This is a genomic window from Sphingomonas arabinosi, from assembly GCF_036663715.1.
Lineage (GTDB): Bacteria > Pseudomonadota > Alphaproteobacteria > Sphingomonadales > Sphingomonadaceae > Sphingomonas.
Map to the genome: position 1 here is coordinate 247,610 of NZ_JAXOJN010000002.1, position 21,217 is coordinate 268,826.

Genomic DNA, 21,217 nt, shown 5'->3' on the forward strand with positions numbered 1-21,217 from the left:
TGGTCGTCGCTCAGCCAGTGTCACGCAGGCGGCGTTCACCGTGCCTCGGCCACCCCCTGGACCGGGACAAGAGCGACCAGACGCCGGCAGGTCTCCTGGCTCGCGGGTCGTTGCTCGATGCACGCCTTCCCAGGCTTTGCGGCCCAGTGGCTGCCCTCGCGCAGAGGGCTCGTGCGTCTCGCTCGCCGCTTACAGTTGCAGGGACAGCCGCGGCATAGGACGGCGAACCGTCCGCACCGCATTCCCAATCAAGCCCTTCCGGGCACCGACGCGATCACGGGAAACGGCTGGAAGCCGCATCCCGCGCGATCGGTACCCTGCTTTCGCCCATGTGCCAACGGGCGTGCCAACGGGCGTGCTATTTCGCGAGGCCGAGCTGTTGCAGCATGAACGCCTGCCATTCCGAATTCTGGCGATAGCGCTCGAACCGGCCGGACTTGCCGCCATGCCCCGCCTCCATGTTGACGCGGAACAGCAGCGGGTTGGTGTCGGTCTTCAGTTCGCGCAACTTGGCAACCCATTTGGTCGGCTCGTAATATTGCACCTGGCTGTCCCATAGCCCGGTGCCGACGTAGAGCGCCGGATACGCCCTGGCTTTGACGTTGTCGTACGGCGAATAGCTCAGCATGTAGTCGTACGACGCCTTCTGCGCGGGGTTACCCCATTCGTCGTACTCGAATGTCGTCAGCGGGATCGACGCGTCGAGCATCGTTGTCACGACATCGACGAACGGCACCTGCGCGATGATCAGCTTGTAATCCTGCGGCGCCATGTTCGCGACGCCGCCCATCAGCAATCCGCCCGCGCTGCCGCCCATCGCCGCGACGCGGTCCCTCGCGGCGTATTTCTGCGCGACGAGATACCGCGTGACGTCGATAAAGTCGGTGAAGCTGTTCTTCTTGTTGAGCAGATGGCCGTCGTCATACCAGCCGCGCCCCATCTCCTGCCCGCCACGGATATGCGCGATCGCGTAGACCACGCCGCGATCGAGCAGGCCTATGCGGCCCGGGTCGACGGCGGGGTCGCTCGAGATGCCGTAGCTGCCATAGGCGTATTGGAAGAGCGGTGCGGTGCCGTCGCGCTTGGTGCCCTTGGCATAGACCAGCGATACGGGGATCCGCGTACCGTCTCGCGCGGGTGCCCAGACGCGTTCGGTGACGTATTTTGCGGGGTCGTAGCCCGGCACCGGCGCGACCTTCAGCACGCGGCGCTCGCCGGTTTTCGCGTTAACCTCGTAGGTCGTCGTCGGCGTCACGAGCGAGCCATAGGTGTAGCGGACCCACGGTGTTACGATTTCCTCGTTGACGTCGAGCGACATGCGATAGGCGCGCTCGTCGGCGGTCACCGCGGTCGACTTGCCCGCATCGTTGAGCACGCGGATCATGCGGTTGCCGCCCTCGCGCTGGTCGATCGCGACGAAACCGTCGAACGGCTTGAAGCCCTCGATGAAGACGGTGTCGCTGGCGGGCGTGAGGTCGCGCCATGCCGTCGTTCCCTTGGCTAAGTCGGCATCGGCGACGGTGACGAGCTTGTAGTTCTTCGCGTCCTTGTTGGTGCGGATGATCCAGCGGTTGCCGATGTGGTCCGCGCCGTAGCGGAACTCGCGCGCCCTTGGCGCTACGATCGTGAAGCTGGTCGGCGCGGCGGCGGGGGCGCAGCGTTGCTCGTCGCTGACCGTGCTGCCGACGCCGATGCAGATAAACTTGTCGTCGGACGTGCGCGAGACCTCCATCGAATAAGTATCGTCCTTCTCCTCGTACAACAGCCGATCGCTGGCGACGGGGGTGCCGAGGACGTGTGCCTTCACGCGGTAGCCCCGGAGCGTGACCGGGTCCTTCTCGACATAGAGGATGGTCTTGTTGTCGTCGGCCCAGACGACGTTCGGCTCGATGTTCGAGAGCGTGTCGGCGATCGTCGCGCCGGTCGTAAGGTCCTTCACCTTGAGGACATATTGGCGGCGGCCGACGGTATCTTCGGCCCAGGCGACGCGGGCGTTGTCGGCGCTTACCGCCCAGTCGCTGAGCGCGAAGAAGCTGTGACCTTTCGCCATCGCCGGCTCGTCGAACAGCGTTTCGGCAGGCGCGGTGCGGCTGCCCTTGCGGCGCTCGAGGATCGGGTAGTCGGCACCGGTCTGGAACCGCGAACCGTAATAATAGCCGTTCTTCGCATACGGGACCGAGCTGTCGTCCTGCTTGATGTGCGCGACGGTCTCCTCGTAGAGCTTGGCCTGAAGCGGCTTCAGCGCGGCGAGTTGCGCATCGGCATACGCGTTCTCCGCGGCGAGATAGGCGAGCATCTCCGGGTTCTTCCGCGTGTCGTCGCGCAGCCAGTAATAATCGTCCTCGCGCGCGCCGTTGGGCGAGGTCACCTGGAACGGCTTCTTCGCCACGCGCGGCGGCTGGACCTGCGCCACCGCCGCCGTCGAGACCAGCGCCACGCCGGCCAGCATCATGTGCCGTATCGTCATTGTGCTGCTCCCTGCGCCGGTGCCGTCGCTAGCGCCGGCTTCCGATATCGATCGAACCAGGCGATGATCGCCGATGCCTTCGCTGCGGATTGCGACGGTCTTGCGGCAAGGCCACCGTGGCTCGCGCCCGGCACCTTCACCAGCGCGGTCGGCACGCCGCGGATCTGGAGCGCCGCGTAATATTGCTCGGATTCGCTCACCGGCGTCCGGTAATCGTCGCCCCCGACCACCACCAGCGTCGGCGTCTTGACGTTGCCGACGATACTCAGCGGCGAGCGGTTCCAATAGCTCATCGGATCCTCCCACGGCAGCTTGGTGAACCAGTAGCGCGAGGTGAACAGCGTGTTGTCCATCGTCAGCGCCTCGCTGATCCAGTTGATCACCGGCTTCTGCGTCGCCGCGGCCTTGAACCGGTCGGTCTTGCCGACGATCCACGCGGTCAGCAGCCCCCCGCCCGAGCCGCCGGTCACGAACAGATTGTCGGGATCGGCCGTGCCCTCCGCGATCGCCGCGTCGACCGAGGCGATCAGGTCGTCGTAATCCGCGGCCGGATAGGTCTTGTCGATCAGGTTCGCGAACTCGGCGCCATAGGAGGTCGAGCCGCGCGGGTTGGTCCACAGCACCGCGTAGCCGGCTGCGGCGTAAAGCTGCATGTCGGTCGCGAAACCGGGTCCGTACGCGGCGTTCGGCCCACCGTGGATTTCGAGGATCAGCGGCACGCGCTGCCCCGCTACGCGTCCCGGCGGGGTAGCGAGCCATGCGTCGATCGGCCGACCGTCGGGCGCGGTCACGGCGATCTTGCGCACCGAAGCGAGCGCCTTCGATCCGGTCAGCACCGCGTTGAGTGTCGTCAGCCGGCGCGGCTTGCCGCCCGCCAGCACCCAGACGTCGGCAGGTGCGCTCGCATCGCCACCGGTATAGGCGATCGTCCCGCCCTTCGAGACCGAGAACTCGCCGCCGGTATAGGGCCGGTCGAGCCCGCCGCCCGCGACATTGTCGATCAGCGGCGTGACGCGGCCGTCGACACCGACGCGGGCAACGCGGCGCTGGCCGTGATCGTCATAGCTCGCATACAGGCTGCGGCCGTCGGCGGCCCACACCGCATCGTCGATCGCGCGGTCGAGCGTGGCGGTGAGCGAGCGCGGCGAGGCGGCGTCGCGGTCGCCGACATAGAGTTGCGTGTTCTCGTAGCTACGGCGCTTGTCGTCGAAGCCGAGCCACGCGATCTTCGAGCCGTCCGGCGACACGCGCGGCTGCGCATCGGGACCGTCGCGCGTCGTCAACGTCCGCATCGTGCCGCTCATCGCATCGACCGCAATCACGTCGGAGTTCATAACCTGGCGATCGGCGGCGGGCCCGCGGATCGCCGCGAACACGATGCTGCGGCCATCGGGTGTCCACGACAACGGGCCGCCGTCGTCGAACTTGCCGTAGGTAAGCTGCCGAGCCGCCCCGCCGTCCGCGCCGACCACGAACAGATGGTCGTAGCCCGGCTTTACGTAGCCCGGCCCGTCGTTGCGGTAGTTGACGCGGTCGATGATCGTCAGCGGCTCGGCCCATTTCGCGCCCTCGGGCTTGGGCGGCTGCGTGCCGAGCTTGGTCCCCTCGCCCGCCACCGTCGCGATATACGCAAGCTTCGTGCCGTCCGGCGACCAGGCGAGTGCCTGCGGATCGCCCGGAAAACTTGTCACGCGCGCGCTCTGCGCACCGCCGATCCAGCGGACGAACAGCTGCGATCCTTCGCCGTCGCGCGCGGCATAGGCGATCCTTGCCCCGTCGGGCGACCAGCGCGGGCTGCTGCCGTCGGTGGCGAACGGGGTCTGGCGACCACTCGCGACGTCGATCAGCCAGAGCGACGACTGCATCCTGTCGGTCATTACGTCACCGGTGCGGCGGACATAGACGATCGTCTTGCCGTCCGGACTGATCTGCGGGTCCGCCGCGATCGTCAGGCCGAACAGGTCGCTGCCGGTGAAGCTGCGGGTCGGACCGTCCGGTAGTGGCGCGATCGGCTGCTGCTGGGCAAAGGCCGGCGTCGCCGCGAGCAAGAGTAGAGCTAGGGTCAAGCGCAACGAACGGCTCCTTCGAATGAACCGCGCGAGGATGACGGATTGTTACGGGGAAGCAAGCGGTACGAACGTGACGGGCAGGCCATCCTTCGGGCGTGGGATCGGGAACACCTGCCAAGCATCCCCGCTGCCGGCCGCCGCCTCGATCCGGTAGCGTTTGAGCAGGTGCGCGATCAGCAGTCGCATCTGCATCGTCGCGAAATGCAGCCCGATGCACATGTGCGCGCCGCCGCCAAACGGGACCCAGGCGAACCGATGGCGACCCTTCGATGCCTCTGGCGTGAAGCGGAGCGGGTCGAAGCGGTCGGGATCGGGCCAGTGCTCGGCCATACGGTGCGTGTAGGTGATACCGACGCCGACGTTCGTGCCTGCCGGGATATCATACCCGCCGAAACTGAAATCTTTCAGCGCGCGCCGGGGGATCGACGGGACGGGTGGCATCATCCGAAGCGATTCCTTGAACGCATATTCGGTAAGGATCAGGCGATCGAGCTGCTCGGTGAGCGGCATGGCCGGGTCGAGCGCGGCGACTTCCTCGCGCAGCCGCTCCTGCCACTCGGGGTTGCGCGCGAGCAGCATGACCAGGCTGGTCGCAGAGGACGTGATCGTGTCGTGCGCCGCCATCATCAGGAAGTTCATGTGGTCGGCGATCGCCAGCGCGGTCAGCGGCGCGCCATCGTCGTCGGTTGCGCGGCAGAATTGCGAGAAGAAATCCTGGCCGTTCCCGGTGCGTCGCGCGGGGATTTCGCGCTCGAAGAAATCTATCAGGTAGGCGCGGGCGCTGACCCCCTTGCGCATCTGCGTGCCGGGCCAAGGCTTGCGGATCGGCGAAACGCTCGCCTGCACCTCGTCGACGAACGCCTGGTTGATCCGGTCCGCCTCCGCGCCGAGCGGCACGCCGAGGAAGCTGGTCGCGGCGAGATCGAGCGTGAGCTTTTTCACCACGTCGTAGAAGCGCAAGGTCTGCCCGGCCCAGCCACCGATTGCCGCTTCGATCCCGGTATCGAGTTCGGTCGCATAATGCCGCATCGGCTCAGGCTTGAAGGCGACCGACAGGGTCTTCCGGTCGGCGCGATGCTTGTCGAAATCCATCAGCATCAGGCCGCGCGGGAACAGCAGGTTGAGCACCGGCCCCCAGCCCTGTTCGGACGAGAATATCTTGTCGCGGTCGAACAGCACCAGTTCGTTCGCATCGGGCCCGAGCAGGTTCACGCCGGTGCCGCCGAGCGCGCGATTGCGATACACCGGGCCGTACCGCGCCGACATGGTCTCGGAGAACGCGATCGGATCGGCGAGCAGTTTGAAGGTGTTGCCGACGAACGGTAGGCCGTAATTGCCCGGGATGTGATCGAGCGCACCCTTTCGCTGACGCGGGAGCCAGTGCGGACTGGCGTTCTGCAACATGGCGTGGCTCATCGGCGGATCCTCAGCGACATGCCGGCTTGGCAAGTCCCGAATACCGGCATAACTAATGTTCTGCAACCGGGGCGGGGATCCCGGGGCTTTGACAGGAGAGATGCATGGACCTTGCAAACAGTGCTGCCGTGGTGACCGGCGGCGCGTCGGGATTGGGCGCGGCGACCGCGCGCGCGCTGGCCGCCAAGGGCGCGAAGGTGGCGATCTTCGATCTGCAGGCGGACAAGGGCGAAGCGCTCGCCGCGGAGATCGGCGGGGTGTTCTGCAAGGTCGACGTGACGTCGGACGATAGCGTCGATGCGGGGTTCGCCGCGGCGCGCGCCGCGCACGGCCAGGAGCGGATCCTGGTCAATTGCGCGGGCACGGGAAACGCGGCGAAGACCGCGGGGCGATCCAAGCAGGACGGGTCGATCAAGCATTTCCCGCTCGATGCGTTCGACCGGATCATCCAGATCAATCTGGTCGGCACGTTCCGCTGTCTCGCCAAGTCGGCGGCGGGGATGCTGACTTTGGAGCCCGGTGAGGACGGCGAGCGCGGGGCGATCGTCAACACCGCGAGCGCGGCGGCGGAGGATGGCCAGATGGGGCAAGCCGCCTATTCCGCGTCGAAGGCGGGGGTGGTCGGGATGACCCTGCCGATCGCGCGGGACCTGATGAGCGAGGGGATACGGGTGAATACGATCCTGCCGGGGATCTTCGACACGCCGTTGCTCGCGGCGGCACCGCAGCCGGTCCGCGAGGCGCTGGCGGCGTCGGTGCCGTTTCCCAAGCGGCTCGGGCGGCCGGAGGAGTTTGCGGCGCTGGCGCTTACGATGATCGAATGCGGGTATTTCAATGGGGAGGATGTGCGGCTGGATGGCGCGATCCGGATGGCGCCTCGGTGAGTTGACGGCCGACTTTTTGGGACGGATCGGGTACCAAGCTGATCGCCCTCGGAGGGAGGCACTGATCCTTTCTCCCCTCCCTGAAAGGGAGGGGCTGGGGGTGGGTCGGTTCGTTTGTGCCGCCGGCGTCCGTTAATACGGAAGCCGACCCACCCCCGCCCCCTCCCTTTCAGGGGGAGGAAATCACTCGATAACGCCTCGAATGTTGACGCGTCCAACTGCCACCCGGGTGAAGGCCGGGGCCCAGTTGGGGAACGGTGCTATCGAAGGACCGCGCTCCGTTATTGCCACCTTTCCAGCTGGGCCCCGGCCTTCGCCGGGGTGGTGGGTCTAGGTCGCCAAGGTGGTGGCAGTTCGCCGCGTCATCCTCATGCCGCCCGCGCCAATTGCCGCCCCTTGATCATGTCCGCCGCCTTTTCTGCGATCATGATCGTCGGCGCGTTGGTGTTCGAGCCGATCAGCGTCGGCATCACCGATGCGTCCACCACCCGCAGTCCCTCCAACCCACGCACCGCGAGCGTCGCGTCGACCACCGCCATGGTGTCGTCAGCCGTGCCCATCTTGCACGTGCCGACCGGGTGATAGATCGTCTCCGCCGTCCGCCGCACCCAAGCATCGATCTCGTCGTCGGTCCGCACACCCTCGCCCGGCGACAACTCACCCGCCCGGTACGGATCGAGCGCAGCCTGCCGCGCGACATCGCGACCGATGCCGACACACGCGCGCATCACCCGCCGATCCTCCGCGGTAGCGAGGTAGTTCGCGACGATCACCGGATCGGCAAACGGATCGGCCGAGCGCAACCCGATCCGCCCGCGACTCTCCGGCCGCAACTGGCACAGATGCAGCGTGAAGCCGTCCTCGGTCGCCTTCACCTTCCCATGGTCCTGCATGATCGCGAGCACCGCATGGATCTGCACGTCCGGCCGCGACAGCCCCTCGCGCGATGACACGAACGCGCCCGCCTCCAGGAATTGCTGCCGCCCCGCCCCCTTGCCGCGCAACAGGTAATTGAGCCCGACGCCGATCATCCCCACGCCCTTGGTCATCGCGTATCCGGTGCGCAGTCCGCGCGATTTCCAGTTCATCACGACGTCGAGATGATCCTGGAGGTTCTCGCCGACGCCGGGCAGCGCATGGACGACGCCCACCCCCGCCGCGGTCAGCCGGTCCGGATCGCCGATCCCCGACAGCTGGAGGATCTGCGGCGACTGTACCGCCCCCGCGCACAACAGCACTTCGCGCGCCGCGGTCACCGACTCCGCCCGCGCGCCCTTGTCGAGCACATAGTCCACACCGGTCGCGCGCCGCTGGTCGATCCGGATCCGCGTTGTCCGCGCGCCGGTAATACAGGTAAGGTTCCGCCGCGACAGGATCGGTCGCAGATACGCCGCCGCGGTGCTCCAGCGCTTGCCGTCCGCCACGGTCAGGTCGTACCGGCCAAAGCCCTCCTGGCTCGCGCCGTTGAAATCGTCGGTGACCGGATAGCCCGCCTGCCGCCCCGCTTCGACCAGCGCGTCGTAGAACGGACTGTCGGACTCGCCGCCCGAGATCGTCAGCGGACCGCCGCCACCGTGCAGCTCGCACTCGCCGCGATGATGCCCTTCGAGCCGCTTGAAATACGGCAGCACGTCCTCGAACGACCAACCCGGCAAGCCCATCTGGCGCCACTCGTTGTAATCCTGCGGATGCCCCCGCGTGTAGATCATGCCGTTGATCGACGAACTGCCGCCCAGCCCCTTGCCGCGCGGCCACCACAGCCGGCGGTTGTCGAGATGCGGCTCGGGCTCGGTCGAGAAGCCCCAGTTGCTTGGGTTCTTGCTCTTGATCAGCTCGCCGACGCCTGCGGGCATCCGCACCAGCACGCCGCCGTTGCGCCCGCCCGCCTCGAGCAGCAGCACCGACACGTCGGGGTCCTCGGTCAGCCGCGCGGCCAGCACGCAGCCCGCCGAGCCAGCGCCGATGATCACATAGTCATACGTCTGCATGCCCGCATCCTCCTCATAACGCTCCGCTTTTTACGGAGTCGCATCACCGCGATACGCTAGCGCTCGCACAGCAGCGTGAGCAAGCCGTTGCGCAGCACGGCGCGATCGAGCCCCTCGACCGGATGCACCTCGCTCAGGCCCACCGCGAGCAGTGCATAGCCGCGAATGCCCGCCTCGACGGGGTCGAACCCGTGCGCGGTCAGTTGCCCCACCAAGAACGCCATTACCTTGTCGTCATGCTCGCGGATTGCCGCCGCCGCCCGCGCGTCGCTCTTCGCCCAGGCACGCATCGCCAGTGCCAGTTGCGACATGTCGTGATCGCGGACATGCTCGGCGAACGCGCGGATCCGCTCGACCGGCGCGAGGTCCGACGCAGCCAGCGACGCCAGCAACGGATCGATCTGCGCCTCCGCGAAATACGATGCGAGCGCGGCGTGATAGCCGTCAAAATCCTTGAAATGATGATAGAAACTGCCGGTCGACGCCCCCGCCGCCTGCGCCAAGCTGCGAAGCTTCAGCGCGCGAAGACCCCCGCTCTTGAGCAGCGCCTGCCCGATATCGAGCCAATCGCGCGGCGCCAGATCCGCGCGGGGTGCAACGTCGTTTTCAACCGATACCGTGCTTGACAAGCCACTCTCCATAACGAATGTTACGTCGGAACGAAGCCGGACGCAATCCGGCATCAGGCACCACGACCGCACCAAAGCGGCGGGTGTAACAGGAGAGAGAGTGTGGCCGAGGCTTTGATCATCGATGCCGTCCGTACCCCGCGCGGGATCGGCAAGACGGGCAAGGGCGCGCTCGCGCACATGCACCCCCAACATCTCGCCGCGACCGTTCTCAAGGCAATTGCCGAGCGAAACAAGCTCGATACCGCCGATGTCGACGACATCATCTGGTCGACCTCGACCCAGCGTGGCGAGCAGAGCGGCGATCTCGGGCGGATGGCGGCGCTCGACGCGGGCTATGACGTCAAGGCGAGCGGGACGACGCTCGATCGGTTCTGCGGTGGCGGGATCACGGCGGTGAACTTCGCGGCGGCACAGATCATGAGCGGGATGGAAGACCTCGTCATCGCCGGCGGGACCGAGATGATGTCGCTGACCACGACAATGATGCAGGACGACATGGCGGCGGGGAAGCGGCCGCTCGGGATCGGCTCGGGCAACGCCCGGCTCGACGCGGCGCATCCGCAGTCGAACCAGGGCATCTGCGCCGATGCGATCGCCAGCATCGAGGGGATCGACCGCGAGACGCTCGAAGCGCTGGGGCTCGAGAGCCAGCGGCGTGCCGCGGTGGCGATCGCCGAAGGGCGGTTCGATCGCAGCTTGGTCCCTGTCACCGACGCGACCGGCGCGCTGGTGCTAGAAAAGGACGAATATCCGCGTCCCGATACGACCGCCGAGGGTCTCGCCGCGCTGCGTCCGTCGTTCGCCGGGATTGCCGACATACCGCTCGACGACAAGGGCACGACCTATCGCAAGCAGATCAACCGGCGTTATCCAGACGTCGATATCAAGCACGTCCATCACGCCGGCAATTCGTCGGGCGTGGTCGACGGCGCCGCCGCGGTGCTGCTCGCGAGCGCCGACTATGCCGCCAAGCACGGGCTCAAACCCCGCGCGCGGATCGTCGCGATGGCGAACATGGGCGACGACCCGACGCTGATGCTCAACGCCCCCGTCCCCGCCGCGCGAAAGGTTCTGGCGAAGGCGGGGCTGACGGTCGACGACATCGACCTGTGGGAGATCAACGAGGCGTTCGCGGTGGTCGCCGAGAAGTTCATCCGCGACCTGAAGCTCGACCGCGACAAGGTGAACGTCAATGGCGGCTCGATCGCGCTCGGCCATCCGATCGGCGCGACCGGGGCGATCCTGATCGGCACGATCCTCGACGAACTCGAACGCCGCGACCTGAAACGCGGGCTCGTGACGATGTGCGCGGGCGGCGGGATGGCCCCGGCGATCATCATCGAGCGCGTCTGATGCACCCCGTCGCGCACGCGCTGACGACCCCCGACAAGCCCGCCTATATCATGGCGGCGACGGGCGAGACGGTGACGTATCGCGACCTGGATGCGCGCGCGAACCAGGGCGCGCATCTATTGCGCTCGCTCGGGCTGAAGCGTGGCGACGGCATCGCGGTGCTGATGGACAATTCGCCGCGCTATCTGGAGGTGATGTGGGCGGCCGAGCGCACCGGCGTCTATTGCACCTGCCTGTCGTCGAAATTGACCGCTAGCGAAGCGGCGTACATCATCCGCGACGGCGATTGCCGTGTGCTGATCGTGAGCAAGGGATGCGCAGAGGTCGCCGCCGCGCTGGTACCGATGCTCGACGACGTCCGGCGGTACGTCGTCGACGGCGCGATCGACGGGTACGCGGCGTACGAAGCCGCGCGCGACGCGAAGCCGGCCACGCCGATCGCCGATCCGTCGCCCGGCGGCATCCTGCTCTATTCGTCGGGCACCACCGGCAAGCCAAAGGGCGTCAAGCACGCGCTGTCGGACGAGCCGTTTGGCACCAACGTCTCGCCGCTCGTGATGCTCGGCAAGGGGCTGTACGAGTTCACGCCCGAGATGGTCTATCTCTCGCCCGCGCCGCTCTACCACGCCGCGCCTTTGCGCTGGTCGATGGCGGTGCAGCAGGTCGGCGGGACCGTCGTCGTGATGGAGCATTTCGACCCCGAAGCCGCGCTCGCCGCGATCGAGCGGTTCCATGTCACGCACGCGCAATGGGTGCCGACGCACTTTATCCGCCTGCTCAAACTCCTGCCCGAAGTCCGCGCGCGTTACGACGTGTCGTCGCTGAAAGCGGTGTGGCACGCGGCGGCGCCCTGCCCGATCCCGGTCAAGCAGGCGATGATCGACTGGTGGGGGCCGATCATCGGCGAATATTACGCCGGCACCGAAGGCAACGGGTTCTGCGCGATCTCCAGCGCGGAATGGCTGACGCACCAGGGCTCGGTCGGCCGCAACCTGACCGCGCAGACGATGATCTGCGATGAAGACGGCAACGCCCTCCCCGCCCGCGCCGAAGGCGACGTCTATTTCGCAGGCGGCGGCGCGTTCGAATATCACAACGATCCCGCCAAGACCGCGGAGGCCGCCAACGCACACGGCTGGACGACGCTCGGCGATGTCGGTTGGCTCGACGAGGAGGGCTATCTCTACCTCACCGACCGCAAGAGCTTCATGATCATCTCAGGCGGCGTGAACATCTACCCCGCCGAGATCGAGAATTTGCTCGTCACGCATCCGAAGGTCGCCGACGTCGCGGTGATCGGCGCGCCGGACGACGAGATGGGCGAACACGTCGTCGCGATCGTCTGTCCCGCCGATCCGTCCGAAGACCGCGCGCAACTCGCCGCCGAACTCAGCGCGTTCGCCCGTGCCAACCTCAGCCACGTCAAAGCGCCGCGCCGGATCGACTTCCGCGACACGCTGCCGCGGCACGAGACGGGCAAGCTCTACAAGCGCCTGCTCCGCGACGAATATTGGGCGCATTCGAAGGAGTCCGCATGAACTTCGATTATTCCGACGACCAGAAATTCCTCAAGGACGAAGCCCGCAAGTTCCTGGCGGCGCAGTGCGGCAGCGACCGCGTCCGCGCGGTGCTCGACGATCCCGCCAAAGCGTATGACGCGGACCTGTGGAAAGCCGTCGGCGCACAAGGCTGGCTCGGTGCGGCGATCCCCGAAGAGTTCGGCGGACTGGGCCTCGGCCATATCGAACTCTGCGCGATTGCCGAGGAACTCGGGCGAGCCTGCGCACCGATCCCGTTTGCCTCGACCGTCTATTTCGTCGCCGAAGCCTTGATGCTGTACGGTACCGACACCCAGAAAGTCCGATGGCTGCCGAGGATCGCGGCGGGCGACGTCATCGGTGCATTCGCCACGTCGGAAGGCGCCGGCCCGGTCACCGCCCGCTCGATCCGCACCACCGTCTCCGGTGGCAAGCTTACCGGCGAGAAGATCCCCGTCACCGACGGCGACGTCGCCGACCTGATCGTCGTCTTAGCCCGCGACGGCCTCTACCTCGTCGAGAAGGGCGCAGGCGTCACCGCGGAAGTCCTCGAAACCCTCGACCCGACACGCAGCGCCGCCCGCCTCATCTTCACCGACGCGCCTTGCGAAAGGCTCGGCACCGACGATGGCATCGCCGCGATGCAGGCGGTGTTCGACCGCGCCGCCGTCCTCCTAGCGTTCGAGCAGCTCGGCGGTGCGGATCGCTGCCTCGATATGGCCAAGGGCTATGCACTCGATCGCTACGCGTTCGGCCGGCAGATCGGCGGCTATCAGGCGATCAAGCACAAACTCGCCGACATGTACGTCAAGAACGAACTCGCGCGCTCGAACGCCTATTACGGCGCGTGGGCGCTGAACGCGGGCGCCGCCGAACTCCCCCTTGCCGCCGCCACCGCGCGCGTCGCCGCGTCCGACGCCTATTGGTTCGCGTCGAAGGAAAACATCCAGACGCATGGCGGAATGGGCTTCACCTGGGAGTCGGACTGCCACCTCTATTACCGCCGCTCGCGCCAGCTCGCGCTCGTCGCCGGCAGCCCCGCCGCGTGGCGCGAACGCCTCGTCGGCCAACTCGAAATGCGCAATGCCGCCTGATCGGAGCAGACCATGGACTTCAAGGACAGCGACGCCGAAGCCACGTATCGCGCCGCCGCACGCGCGTGGCTCGACGCGAACATCGCCGAGCACGACGCCGGCCATTACCCCGACGACATGACCAAGGCGAAGGCGTGGCAGGCGCTCAAGGCGGCTGGCGGCTACGCGTGCATCACCTGGCCGCAGGAATGGGGAGGCGGCGGCGGCACCCCGATCGAAAGCGTCATCTTCGGCCAGGAAGAGGCGAAACACGCGGTCGACGGCAGCTATTTCACGATCGGGCTCGGCATGTGCGTGCCGACCGTGATGGCCTATGCCGACGACGCGACCAAGCACCGCTTCGTCGGCCCCGCGGTGCGCGGCGACGAGATCTGGTCGCAGCTCTTCTCCGAACCCGCCGGTGGCTCGGACGTCGCCGCGATCCGCACGCGCGCCGTCCGTGACGGCGACGACTGGGTGATCAACGGCCAGAAGGTCTGGACTTCGGGCGCGCATTACAGCGACTACGGCATCGTCCTGGTCCGCACCAACCCCGACGTGCCCAAGCACCAGGGCCTGACGATGTTCTGGCTCGACCTGAAGGCGCCGGGGATCGAGATCCGCCCGATCCACCAGATGTCCGGCGGATCGAGCTTCAACGAAGTCTGGTTCGAGGACGTCCGGATATCCGACGCGCAGCGCCTCGGACCCGTAGACGGCGGCTGGAAGGTCGCGCTGTTCACGCTGATGAACGAACGCCTCGCGATCGGCACGAGCGGCGGGGTCGGCCCCGAGGACATCCTTGCCTTCGCCGCGCAAGCCAACGGCGCAGACGGCCCGCTGCTGAAGGACGCCGCGTTCCGCCAGACGCTCGCCGACTGGTGGGTGCAATCGGAGGGCCTGCGCAACACCCGGATGCGGACGATCACCGCGTTGTCGAAGGGCCAGGTGCCCGGCCCCGAAAGCTCGATCGGCAAGATCGTCGCCGCCAACCAGTTGCAGGCGATCGGTAACACCGCGGTCGAGGCGGGCGATCAATACGGGATCATCGCCGACCCTGCGCTAACCCCGCTGAAGGGCGCCTTCCACGCCGCGACGATGTGGGCGCCAGGGTTGCGGATCGCCGGCGGCACCGACGAAATCCTCAAGAACATCATCGCCGAACGCGTGCTCGGCCTCCCCGGCGAAATCCGTGTCGACAAGGATTTGGCGTTCCGGGATTTGCCCGTGGGGGCGTGAGAGCATGGTCGGTGCATGGTCGGTGCATGTTCCGGTGCAGCGCTGAAGCATGAGGTTGACCTGGCGTATCTGCCGTCAGCAAGTTTCAAATTGCGGTCGGCAAACGAAGGGATGAGAGTGCTCGAATGAGTGACGAAGATCTCGTGATCGTGCCCATTCCGGCGCTGGTGACAATTTTACTCGACCGCGAGCGTACGAAGAACGAGCCTCTCACGGAAGCCGAGGTTTTAGCTGTCCGGGATAATGCCGTATCCGTAGCGCTGCCGCGAGATGTGGCGGCGGACATCGTCGAAGAACGCGGTTACGACGATATAGACCAGGATGATGTCTGGGCCGCATGGAATGCGATCCGACCCACCTTGGACGTATAATCGGCTTGTTCCAGGAACGCAGGCTCGCGATCGAAGTTCGTGTTTTGCGGGCCAGGCGTCGCTGTCACGTGTTTCGCCGATGCCCGTCGGTCCGAGACTATAAATTGCTTCAGTCGAGTATCGATCTGCCAAGGATTTACGAATGACCGACATGCAGACCATCCTTACCGCGCAGCGCGAAGCATTCATGGCAGAACTCCCCATCACGAAGACGGTCCGCCTCGACCGGCTCAAGCGCGCGGCGGCGATGGTGCGGGATAACGCGGCGCGGTTCTGCGACGCGGTGTCGGAGGATTTCGGGCATCGTAGCCGCGAGCAGACGATGATGACCGATATCGGCGCGTCGCTCGCGCCGATCGCGCATGCCGCCAAGCATCTCGACCGCTGGATGAAACGCGAGCGCCGCGCAGTGCAGTTCCCGCTCGGCCTGCTCGGCGCGAAGGCGTGGGTCGAATATCAGCCCAAGGGCGTGATCGGCATCATCGCGCCCTGGAATTTCCCCGTGAACCTGCTGATCGCGCCGCTCGCCGGCGTGTTCGCGGCCGGCAACCGCGCGATGGCGAAGACGAGCGAATACACGCCCGCGACCGCGGCGCTGTTCGAGGAGATCGCCCCCAAATATTTCGCGCAGGACGAACTCGCGATCGTCTCCGGCGATGCGGAGGTCGGCAAGGCGTTCTCTTCCCTCCCGTTCGACCATCTGATCTTCACTGGCGCGACTGCGATCGGCCGCCACATCCTCCACGCCGCCGCCGACAACCTCACCCCCGTCACGCTCGAACTCGGCGGCAAGTCGCCGGTCATCCTCGGCGCATCGGCGGATATCGCGCGCGTGACCGAGCGCGTGACACTCGGCAAGATGATGAACGCGGGGCAGATCTGCCTCGCGCCCGACTACATGCTGGTGCCGTCGGCCGACGAGGCGAAGGTGGTCGACGGCATCAAGGCGGCGGCCAGCGCAATGTACCCGACGCTACTCGCGAACGCCGACTACACCTCGGTGATCAACGATCGCCACCACCAGCGCCTCACCGATTGGATCGCCGACGCCCACGCGAAGGGCGGGACGGTCGAGGTCGTGAACCCAGCTAACGAGGATTTCGCCAGCGTGAACTCGCGAAAGATGCCGCTGCACATCGTTCGCGACGCGACCGATGACATGATCGTTATGCAGGAGGAGATCTTCGGTCCCATCCTGCCGATCCGCCGTTATGACGGGATCGACGATGCGATCGCGCAGGTGAACCGCCGCGACCGTCCGCTCGCGCTGTATTATTTCGGCAGTGACGAGGCCGAACGCCGCCGCGTGATGGACCGGACCATCTCGGGCGGCGTGACGCTCGACGACGTGATCTTTCATGTCTCGATGGAGGACCTTCCGTTCGGCGGCAGCGGGCCGTCTGGGATGGGCGCGTATCACGGGATCGACGGCTTCCGCACGTTCAGCCATGCGCGGGCGGTCTACAAGCAGTCGAAGTTGGACGTCGCCAAGCTGGCGGGGTTGAAGCCGCCTTATGGTGCGGCGGCGGCGAAGACGATCGCGCGGATGATGCGGGGGTGATCCTCAAGCGTGCCCTCACCCTGCTCACGGCTGAGTAACCGCGGGCCCCTTCCCTGTTCCCGGAGGGCGAGGGAGACTGGGTCACTGCCGTAACAATAACGCCGTGGTCGCGGAATCGTCTTCGATCTGTCGCGGACGCGTCACGGGGATCGGCAATGGGCCGCTGAGCGCCGTCGCGCTTCAGGGGACATCATGCAGACCATATCGTCGCTCTTCGCCGGTGTCGCACTCGCGGCGCTCGCCACGCCTGCCGCTTTTGCTCAGGCGGCGCTCGCGTCCGGGCCGGAAACTCCGGTAGCCGCGCCGGCCGAGGTCCAGGCCGATCCCGGACCCGAGACGTCGGCCGACATCGTCGTGCTCGGGTTCGGCCAGAGCCGCCAGGTGCAGAGCGTCAGCGCGGTCGATCTTGCGCGTCTCACGCCTGGCTCCAGTCCTTTGAAGGCGATCCAGAAGCTCCCCGGTGTCAATTTCCAGGCGTCCGACCCGTTCGGCGCGTATGAATGGGCGGTCCGCATCTCGCTGCGCGGGTTCAACCAGAACCAGCTTGGCTTCACGCTCGACGGCGTGCCGCTCGGCGACATGAGCTATGGCAACGTCAACGGTCTGCACATCAGCCGCGCGATCATCTCCGAGAACGTCGCCCGCACCGAAGTCGCGCAGGGCGCGGGCGCGCTCGGCACCGCCTCGACCAGCAATCTCGGCGGCACGATCCAGTTCTTCAGCGACAAGCCGCGTGATACCGCGAACGTCACCGGCGGCGGCACCTATGGGTCCGACAACACGTACCGCGGCTATGCCCGGCTCGACAGCGGCAATCTCGGCGGCGGGCTGAAGGGCTATCTGAGCTACGGCTACCTCACCACCGACAAGTGGAAGGGCGACGGCGTCCAGCGCCAGCATCAGGCGAACGGCAAGATCGTCAAGGATCTGGGCAGCTTCGGCAGCTTGTCGGCGTTCGTGAACTTCTCCGATCGGCGCGAGCAGGATTATCAGGATCTCAGCTACGATATCATCCGCCGCCGTGGCCTGCACAACGACAACATCGCCGGCAATTACCCGCTCGCGCTGCAGATCGCGAAAACCTACCAGAACCAGGCGGCGCTCGGCACGTACACGCGCGCGAACAACGGCTCGTCGGTCGGGTTCGTCGCGCCTTGGGCGGGCACCGGCACGACCTTCCCGACCGGGTTCGGCACTGTCGACGACGCGTACTTTGACGCAGGTGGCGTCCGGCGCGATTATCTTGGCGGCTTCACGCTGGACGCGAACCTGACGCCCGAACTGACGATGACCACGACCGGTTATTATCACGACAACAAGGGGCAAGGGTCGTGGATCACGCCCTATTCGCCGACCCCCGTCGGTGCGCTGAACCAGGACGGCAGCGCGATCACCGCGCCGAGCCCGCTAGGCTTCCGGACGACCGAATACAGCATCAAGCGCGGCGGGGCGCTCAGCAACATCGCCTATGAGACGGGTGCGAATACCTTCGAGATCGGTGGCTGGCTGGAAACCAATACCTTCACGCAGGCACGGCGTTTCTACGGGATGACCGACAGCGCCGAGCCCAACCGCGACGTGCTGAAGTTCCAGAAGAATTCCTACGCGACGCAGTGGGACGGCAAATACGGCACCGACACGATGCAGTATCATGTCGAGGATACGCTCAAGCTCATCAATGACCGGCTGATCGTCAACGCCGGGTGGAAGGGCGCCTATGTCGTCAACAGCGCGACGATGCTGCCCGATACGACCTCGCCGCTCTCGGTCGGTCGTATCTCGGCGAAGGACTGGTTCCAGCCGCAGGCCGGCATCCTGTTCAAGCTGACCCCGGCGGCGGAAGTGTTCGCGGACTATACCGAGAACATGCGGGCGTTCGTGTCGTCGGCGACGACCGGGCCTTTCGCTGCGACACAGGCCGGCTTCAACGCCGTCCGCGGTCGCCTCAAGCCCGAGCGGTCGAAGACGGCGGAGGGCGGCGTTCGTCTTCACAGCGGACCGTTCCAGGCGTCGGCGGTGGGGTATTACGTCGACTTCTCGAACCGCCTGCTCGCGTTCGCGAACGGCGTCGGCATCCTCGGCAATGCGCCGACGCTCAACAACGCGGGCAGCGTGCGGACGTACGGTGCCGAGGTCTCGGCGAACTACCGCGTGTTCCGCCCGCTCTCGCTGTTCGCGAGCTATTCCTACACCAACGCGGAATATCAGGACACGGTCACGGACGCCTCGGGCTCCGTCCAGGTCCGCAAGGGCGACACGGTCGTCGACACACCCAAGCACATGGTTAAGGGCGAGATCGTGCTCGAACAGTCTGGCTTCACCGGCCGGGTCGGCGCGGATTATATGAGCAAGCGCTACTTCACCTACCTGAACGACCAGTCGGTGCCGAGCCGCGTGCTGGTCGATGCCAGCATCGGTTACCGGTTCGATGGCGAAGGCGCGCTGCACGGCGTCGCGATCGAGGGCAACGTGACCAACCTGACCAACAAGAAGTACGTCGCGACGATCGGGTCGAACGGCTTTACCGCGAGCGGCGACAACCAGACCCTGCTGGCCGGCGCGCCACGGCAGTTCTTCGTGTCGCTGAAGAAGGGCTTCTAAAGTCCGAAAGGGTATCGGGCCGGGCAGCGTTCGCCCGGTCCGATATCACTCGACCGCGCGCAGCTTCGGACGGCCGGGTGGCGACTGGCGTAGCAGCTCGTCGACCCGCGCAGCAAGGTCGGTCTGGCGGAACGGCTTCGACAGTCGGATGACGCCTTCGGGGACGTCCTCGCCCGCCGCGGCATAGCCGGTCACGAGCAAGGCCGGGATACGATTGCCTGCCGACCATAATTCGCTGATCAACTGCCCCCCGGTCATGCCGGGCATGAGATAATCGCTGACCAACACGTCGGCATCGACACCAGACCGGATCGCCGACAGGGCCTGGCTGGCGGAGGACACTTCGACCACGACATAGCCGATGTCGCGCAGCATGTCGGCGGTTGCCGCACGAACGAGATCCTCGTCGTCGACCAGTAGCACCTTGGCTGCACGACGCGCGGTGACGGGCTCGGCCGTGTTCTCGATGGTATCGACCGCCGCTTCCTCGGTTGCCGGCAGCCAAAGCTCGACCGTCGTGCCGGAACCGGGTTCGCTCGTCAGGCGGAGCGTGCCGCCCGATTGCGCAGCGAGGCCGTGGACCATCGACAGTCCCAGCCCGGTGCCCTTGCCGACGCCCTTTGTGGAGAAGAACGGCTCGGTCGCACGTGCTAGCGTCGCGCGGTCCATGCCTACGCCGGTGTCGATCGCCGCGATCCGGACGTAGCGGTCCGGCGAAAGACCGATGACGTTGCGCTCATCGACGACGATCTCGCTGACCGTCAGGGTGAGCTTGCCACCACCGGGCATCGCGTCGCGCGCGTTGATCGCGAGGTTGAGGAGCGCGAGTTCGAGCTGATTGGGATCGACGCGTGCCGACGACAGATGACGCGGGATTTCGATCGTCACTGCGATCGAGGGTCCGAGCGAACGCCGCATCAGGTCGACCAGTCCGTCGATCAATGCGCCGATATCGACTGCGCGGGGTTGCAGAGCCTGTCGACGGGCGAAGGCGAGCAATCGCTGCGTCAACGTCGCGGCGCGCTCCGCCGCCTGCAACGCGCCGCCGATCATTCGCTGCGTGCGCTCGTCGTCCTTGTGCCGCCTGCGCAACAGATCGAGGCTGCCGACGATCGGGGTCAGCAAATTGTTGAAATCATGCGCGACGCCTCCGGTCAGCTGCCCGATCGCGTCCATCTTCTGCGCCTGCGCGAGTTGCGCGTCGGCTTCCTTGCGGTCGGTGACGTCCGAGACGACGCCGGTCATTCGCGCGGCCTTGCCAGCATCGTCATACTGCACCCGACCCTTGGCGACGAGCCAACGCGACTCGCCGTCGGCAGCATCGATGCGGTACTCGACGTCGATCACGCCGGTCTTCGTCGCCTCGGTCATCGCCTGCGTCACCATGCCACGCTGCTTGACGTCGACATGGCTGAGGAACGTCTCCAGGCTCCACTCCGAGCGCCCCTCGGGATAGCCATAGATCGCATCGTGACGCTGCGTCCGACGCGAGATCCCCGTCGCCAAGTCGATATCCCAGCTTCCCATGCCCGCGGCTTCGAGTGCGATCTCGAGGCTTTCGCGAGCGGTCCGCAGTTCACTGGTCCGATCCAGCACGGCGCGTTCGAGCGTTACCGCGACGTCGCGCAACTCATACTGCCGACGTCGTGCCGTGATCGCAGACCGGATCGCCCCCAGCATAGCCTCGGCATGCAGCGGCCGTTCGAGCAGCAGGACGTTGCCAAGATCGGCGAGGCGTTGCGTCGCACGCTCGGTACGCGGTGTCCGGGTGCCGTTGGCGAGCACGACGAACTGGATATCGGCCCAATTGGGTTGCGCCGCTACCCATTCCGCAAGCGGCGCAACCTCCTCGGTGGTCAACGCTTCCTCGGTCAGCATCACAGCGGCGGCGCCCCTGTTCAACTCGAACACCAATTCGGTCTGGTCGCGACAGACGAACGCAACGATATCGTTGCGGCCGAGCAAGTCCGACGCGATCGCCGCATCGCGCCCGCGCGGCGCAAGGATCAGGACGCGATCGTCCAT

Annotated in this window: 14 protein-coding genes and 1 riboswitch; of the genes, 8 read left to right on the top strand and 6 right to left on the bottom strand. The window is 66.3% G+C overall.

The genetic code is table 11. From position 1 onward, the window contains the following. Positions 1–68 precede the first annotated feature (68 nt). A riboswitch (cobalamin riboswitch) is annotated at positions 69–285 on the bottom strand. Between the two features lie 73 nt (positions 286–358). The 3 genes from U1708_RS04095 to U1708_RS04105 are packed head-to-tail and all read right to left on the bottom strand — an operon-like array spanning position 359 to position 5,952. Next, entirely contained in the window at positions 359–2,467 is a 2,109-nt protein-coding gene (locus U1708_RS04095) for a S9 family peptidase (RefSeq protein ID WP_332743015.1), read from the bottom strand. Then, on the bottom strand, positions 2,464–4,539 hold the full coding sequence (locus tag U1708_RS04100) for a prolyl oligopeptidase family serine peptidase (protein ID WP_332743017.1): 2,076 nt from the start codon (positions 4,537–4,539) through the stop codon (positions 2,464–2,466). Before U1708_RS04100 ends, U1708_RS04095 begins: the two co-directional genes overlap by 4 nt. 42 nt (positions 4,540–4,581) lie before the next feature. Beyond that, positions 4,582–5,952 carry a cytochrome P450 gene (locus U1708_RS04105; protein WP_332743019.1) on the bottom strand — a complete coding sequence of 457 codons (1,371 nt, stop codon included), beginning with the start codon at positions 5,950–5,952 and terminating at the stop codon, positions 4,582–4,584. 104 nt (positions 5,953–6,056) lie between these two features. On the opposite strand from U1708_RS04105, the gene U1708_RS04110 reads away from it, so the two are divergent. Beyond that, positions 6,057–6,836: an SDR family NAD(P)-dependent oxidoreductase gene (locus U1708_RS04110; protein ID WP_332743021.1), complete on the top strand. Its 780-nt coding sequence runs from the start codon at positions 6,057–6,059 to the stop codon at positions 6,834–6,836. Positions 6,837–7,204: 368 nt separating this feature from the next. Here the strand turns inward: U1708_RS04110 and U1708_RS04115 are convergent, their stop codons facing one another. Together U1708_RS04115 and U1708_RS04120 are read right to left on the bottom strand one after the other, a co-directional pair. Further along, entirely contained in the window at positions 7,205–8,824 is a 1,620-nt protein-coding gene (locus tag U1708_RS04115; RefSeq protein WP_332743023.1) for a choline dehydrogenase, read from the bottom strand. A 56-nt stretch (positions 8,825–8,880) separates the two neighbouring features. Further along, a complete protein-coding gene (locus U1708_RS04120) occupies positions 8,881–9,453 on the bottom strand; it encodes a TetR/AcrR family transcriptional regulator (RefSeq protein ID WP_332743025.1) in 573 nt (190 codons plus the stop codon). A 102-nt stretch (positions 9,454–9,555) separates the two neighbouring features. Here U1708_RS04120 and U1708_RS04125 point away from each other — a divergent pair, with 102 nt between their 5' ends. From U1708_RS04125 to U1708_RS04155, 7 genes are all read left to right on the top strand, one after another. Further along, positions 9,556–10,809, top strand: a complete 1,254-nt coding sequence (locus U1708_RS04125) for an acetyl-CoA C-acetyltransferase (RefSeq protein WP_332743027.1) — start codon at positions 9,556–9,558, stop codon at positions 10,807–10,809. Beyond that, positions 10,809–12,347: an acyl-CoA synthetase gene (locus tag U1708_RS04130; RefSeq protein ID WP_332743029.1), complete on the top strand. Its 1,539-nt coding sequence runs from the start codon at positions 10,809–10,811 to the stop codon at positions 12,345–12,347. The genes U1708_RS04125 and U1708_RS04130 overlap by 1 nt, the downstream gene beginning before the upstream one ends. After that, positions 12,344–13,441 carry an acyl-CoA dehydrogenase family protein gene (locus U1708_RS04135; protein WP_332743031.1) on the top strand — a complete coding sequence of 366 codons (1,098 nt, stop codon included), beginning with the start codon at positions 12,344–12,346 and terminating at the stop codon, positions 13,439–13,441. Before U1708_RS04130 ends, U1708_RS04135 begins: the two co-directional genes overlap by 4 nt. A gap of 12 nt (positions 13,442–13,453) precedes the next feature. Then, on the top strand, positions 13,454–14,659 hold the full coding sequence (locus tag U1708_RS04140) for an acyl-CoA dehydrogenase family protein (RefSeq protein ID WP_332743033.1): 1,206 nt from the start codon (positions 13,454–13,456) through the stop codon (positions 14,657–14,659). Between the two features lie 125 nt (positions 14,660–14,784). Beyond that, complete coding sequence (locus U1708_RS04145) at positions 14,785–15,030, top strand: hypothetical protein (protein ID WP_332743035.1); 246 nt, start codon at positions 14,785–14,787, stop codon at positions 15,028–15,030. 151 nt (positions 15,031–15,181) lie between these two features. Next, positions 15,182–16,591 (top strand): coniferyl aldehyde dehydrogenase, encoded by a 1,410-nt coding sequence (locus tag U1708_RS04150; protein WP_443029963.1) that lies wholly within the window; start codon positions 15,182–15,184, stop codon positions 16,589–16,591. A 192-nt stretch (positions 16,592–16,783) separates the two neighbouring features. Further along, positions 16,784–19,192: a TonB-dependent receptor gene (locus tag U1708_RS04155; protein WP_332743038.1), complete on the top strand. Its 2,409-nt coding sequence runs from the start codon at positions 16,784–16,786 to the stop codon at positions 19,190–19,192. A gap of 45 nt (positions 19,193–19,237) precedes the next feature. Here U1708_RS04155 and U1708_RS04160 read toward each other — a convergent pair whose 3' ends face one another. After that, entirely contained in the window at positions 19,238–21,217 is a 1,980-nt protein-coding gene (locus U1708_RS04160; RefSeq protein ID WP_332743040.1) for a PAS domain-containing hybrid sensor histidine kinase/response regulator family protein, read from the bottom strand.

What these genes read in the sequence shown, in the direction of transcription:
- U1708_RS04095 (WP_332743015.1), bottom strand. Translation starts at nt 2,467, where the DNA reads ATGACGATACGGCACATGATGCTGGCCGGCGTGGCGCTGGTCTCGACG.
- U1708_RS04105 (WP_332743019.1), bottom strand. Translation starts at nt 5,952, where the DNA reads ATGAGCCACGCCATGTTGCAGAACGCCAGTCCGCACTGGCTCCCGCGT.
- U1708_RS04110 (WP_332743021.1), top strand. Translation starts at nt 6,057, where the DNA reads ATGGACCTTGCAAACAGTGCTGCCGTGGTGACCGGCGGCGCGTCGGGA.
- U1708_RS04115 (WP_332743023.1), bottom strand. Translation starts at nt 8,824, where the DNA reads ATGCAGACGTATGACTATGTGATCATCGGCGCTGGCTCGGCGGGCTGC.
- U1708_RS04130 (WP_332743029.1), top strand. Translation starts at nt 10,809, where the DNA reads ATGCACCCCGTCGCGCACGCGCTGACGACCCCCGACAAGCCCGCCTAT.
- U1708_RS04135 (WP_332743031.1), top strand. Translation starts at nt 12,344, where the DNA reads ATGAACTTCGATTATTCCGACGACCAGAAATTCCTCAAGGACGAAGCC.
- U1708_RS04140 (WP_332743033.1), top strand. Translation starts at nt 13,454, where the DNA reads ATGGACTTCAAGGACAGCGACGCCGAAGCCACGTATCGCGCCGCCGCA.
- U1708_RS04145 (WP_332743035.1), top strand. Translation starts at nt 14,785, where the DNA reads ATGAGTGACGAAGATCTCGTGATCGTGCCCATTCCGGCGCTGGTGACA.
- U1708_RS04150 (WP_443029963.1), top strand. Translation starts at nt 15,182, where the DNA reads ATGCAGACCATCCTTACCGCGCAGCGCGAAGCATTCATGGCAGAACTC.
- U1708_RS04155 (WP_332743038.1), top strand. Translation starts at nt 16,784, where the DNA reads ATGCAGACCATATCGTCGCTCTTCGCCGGTGTCGCACTCGCGGCGCTC.
- U1708_RS04160 (WP_332743040.1), bottom strand. Translation starts at nt 21,217, where the DNA reads ATGGACGATCGCGTCCTGATCCTTGCGCCGCGCGGGCGCGATGCGGCG.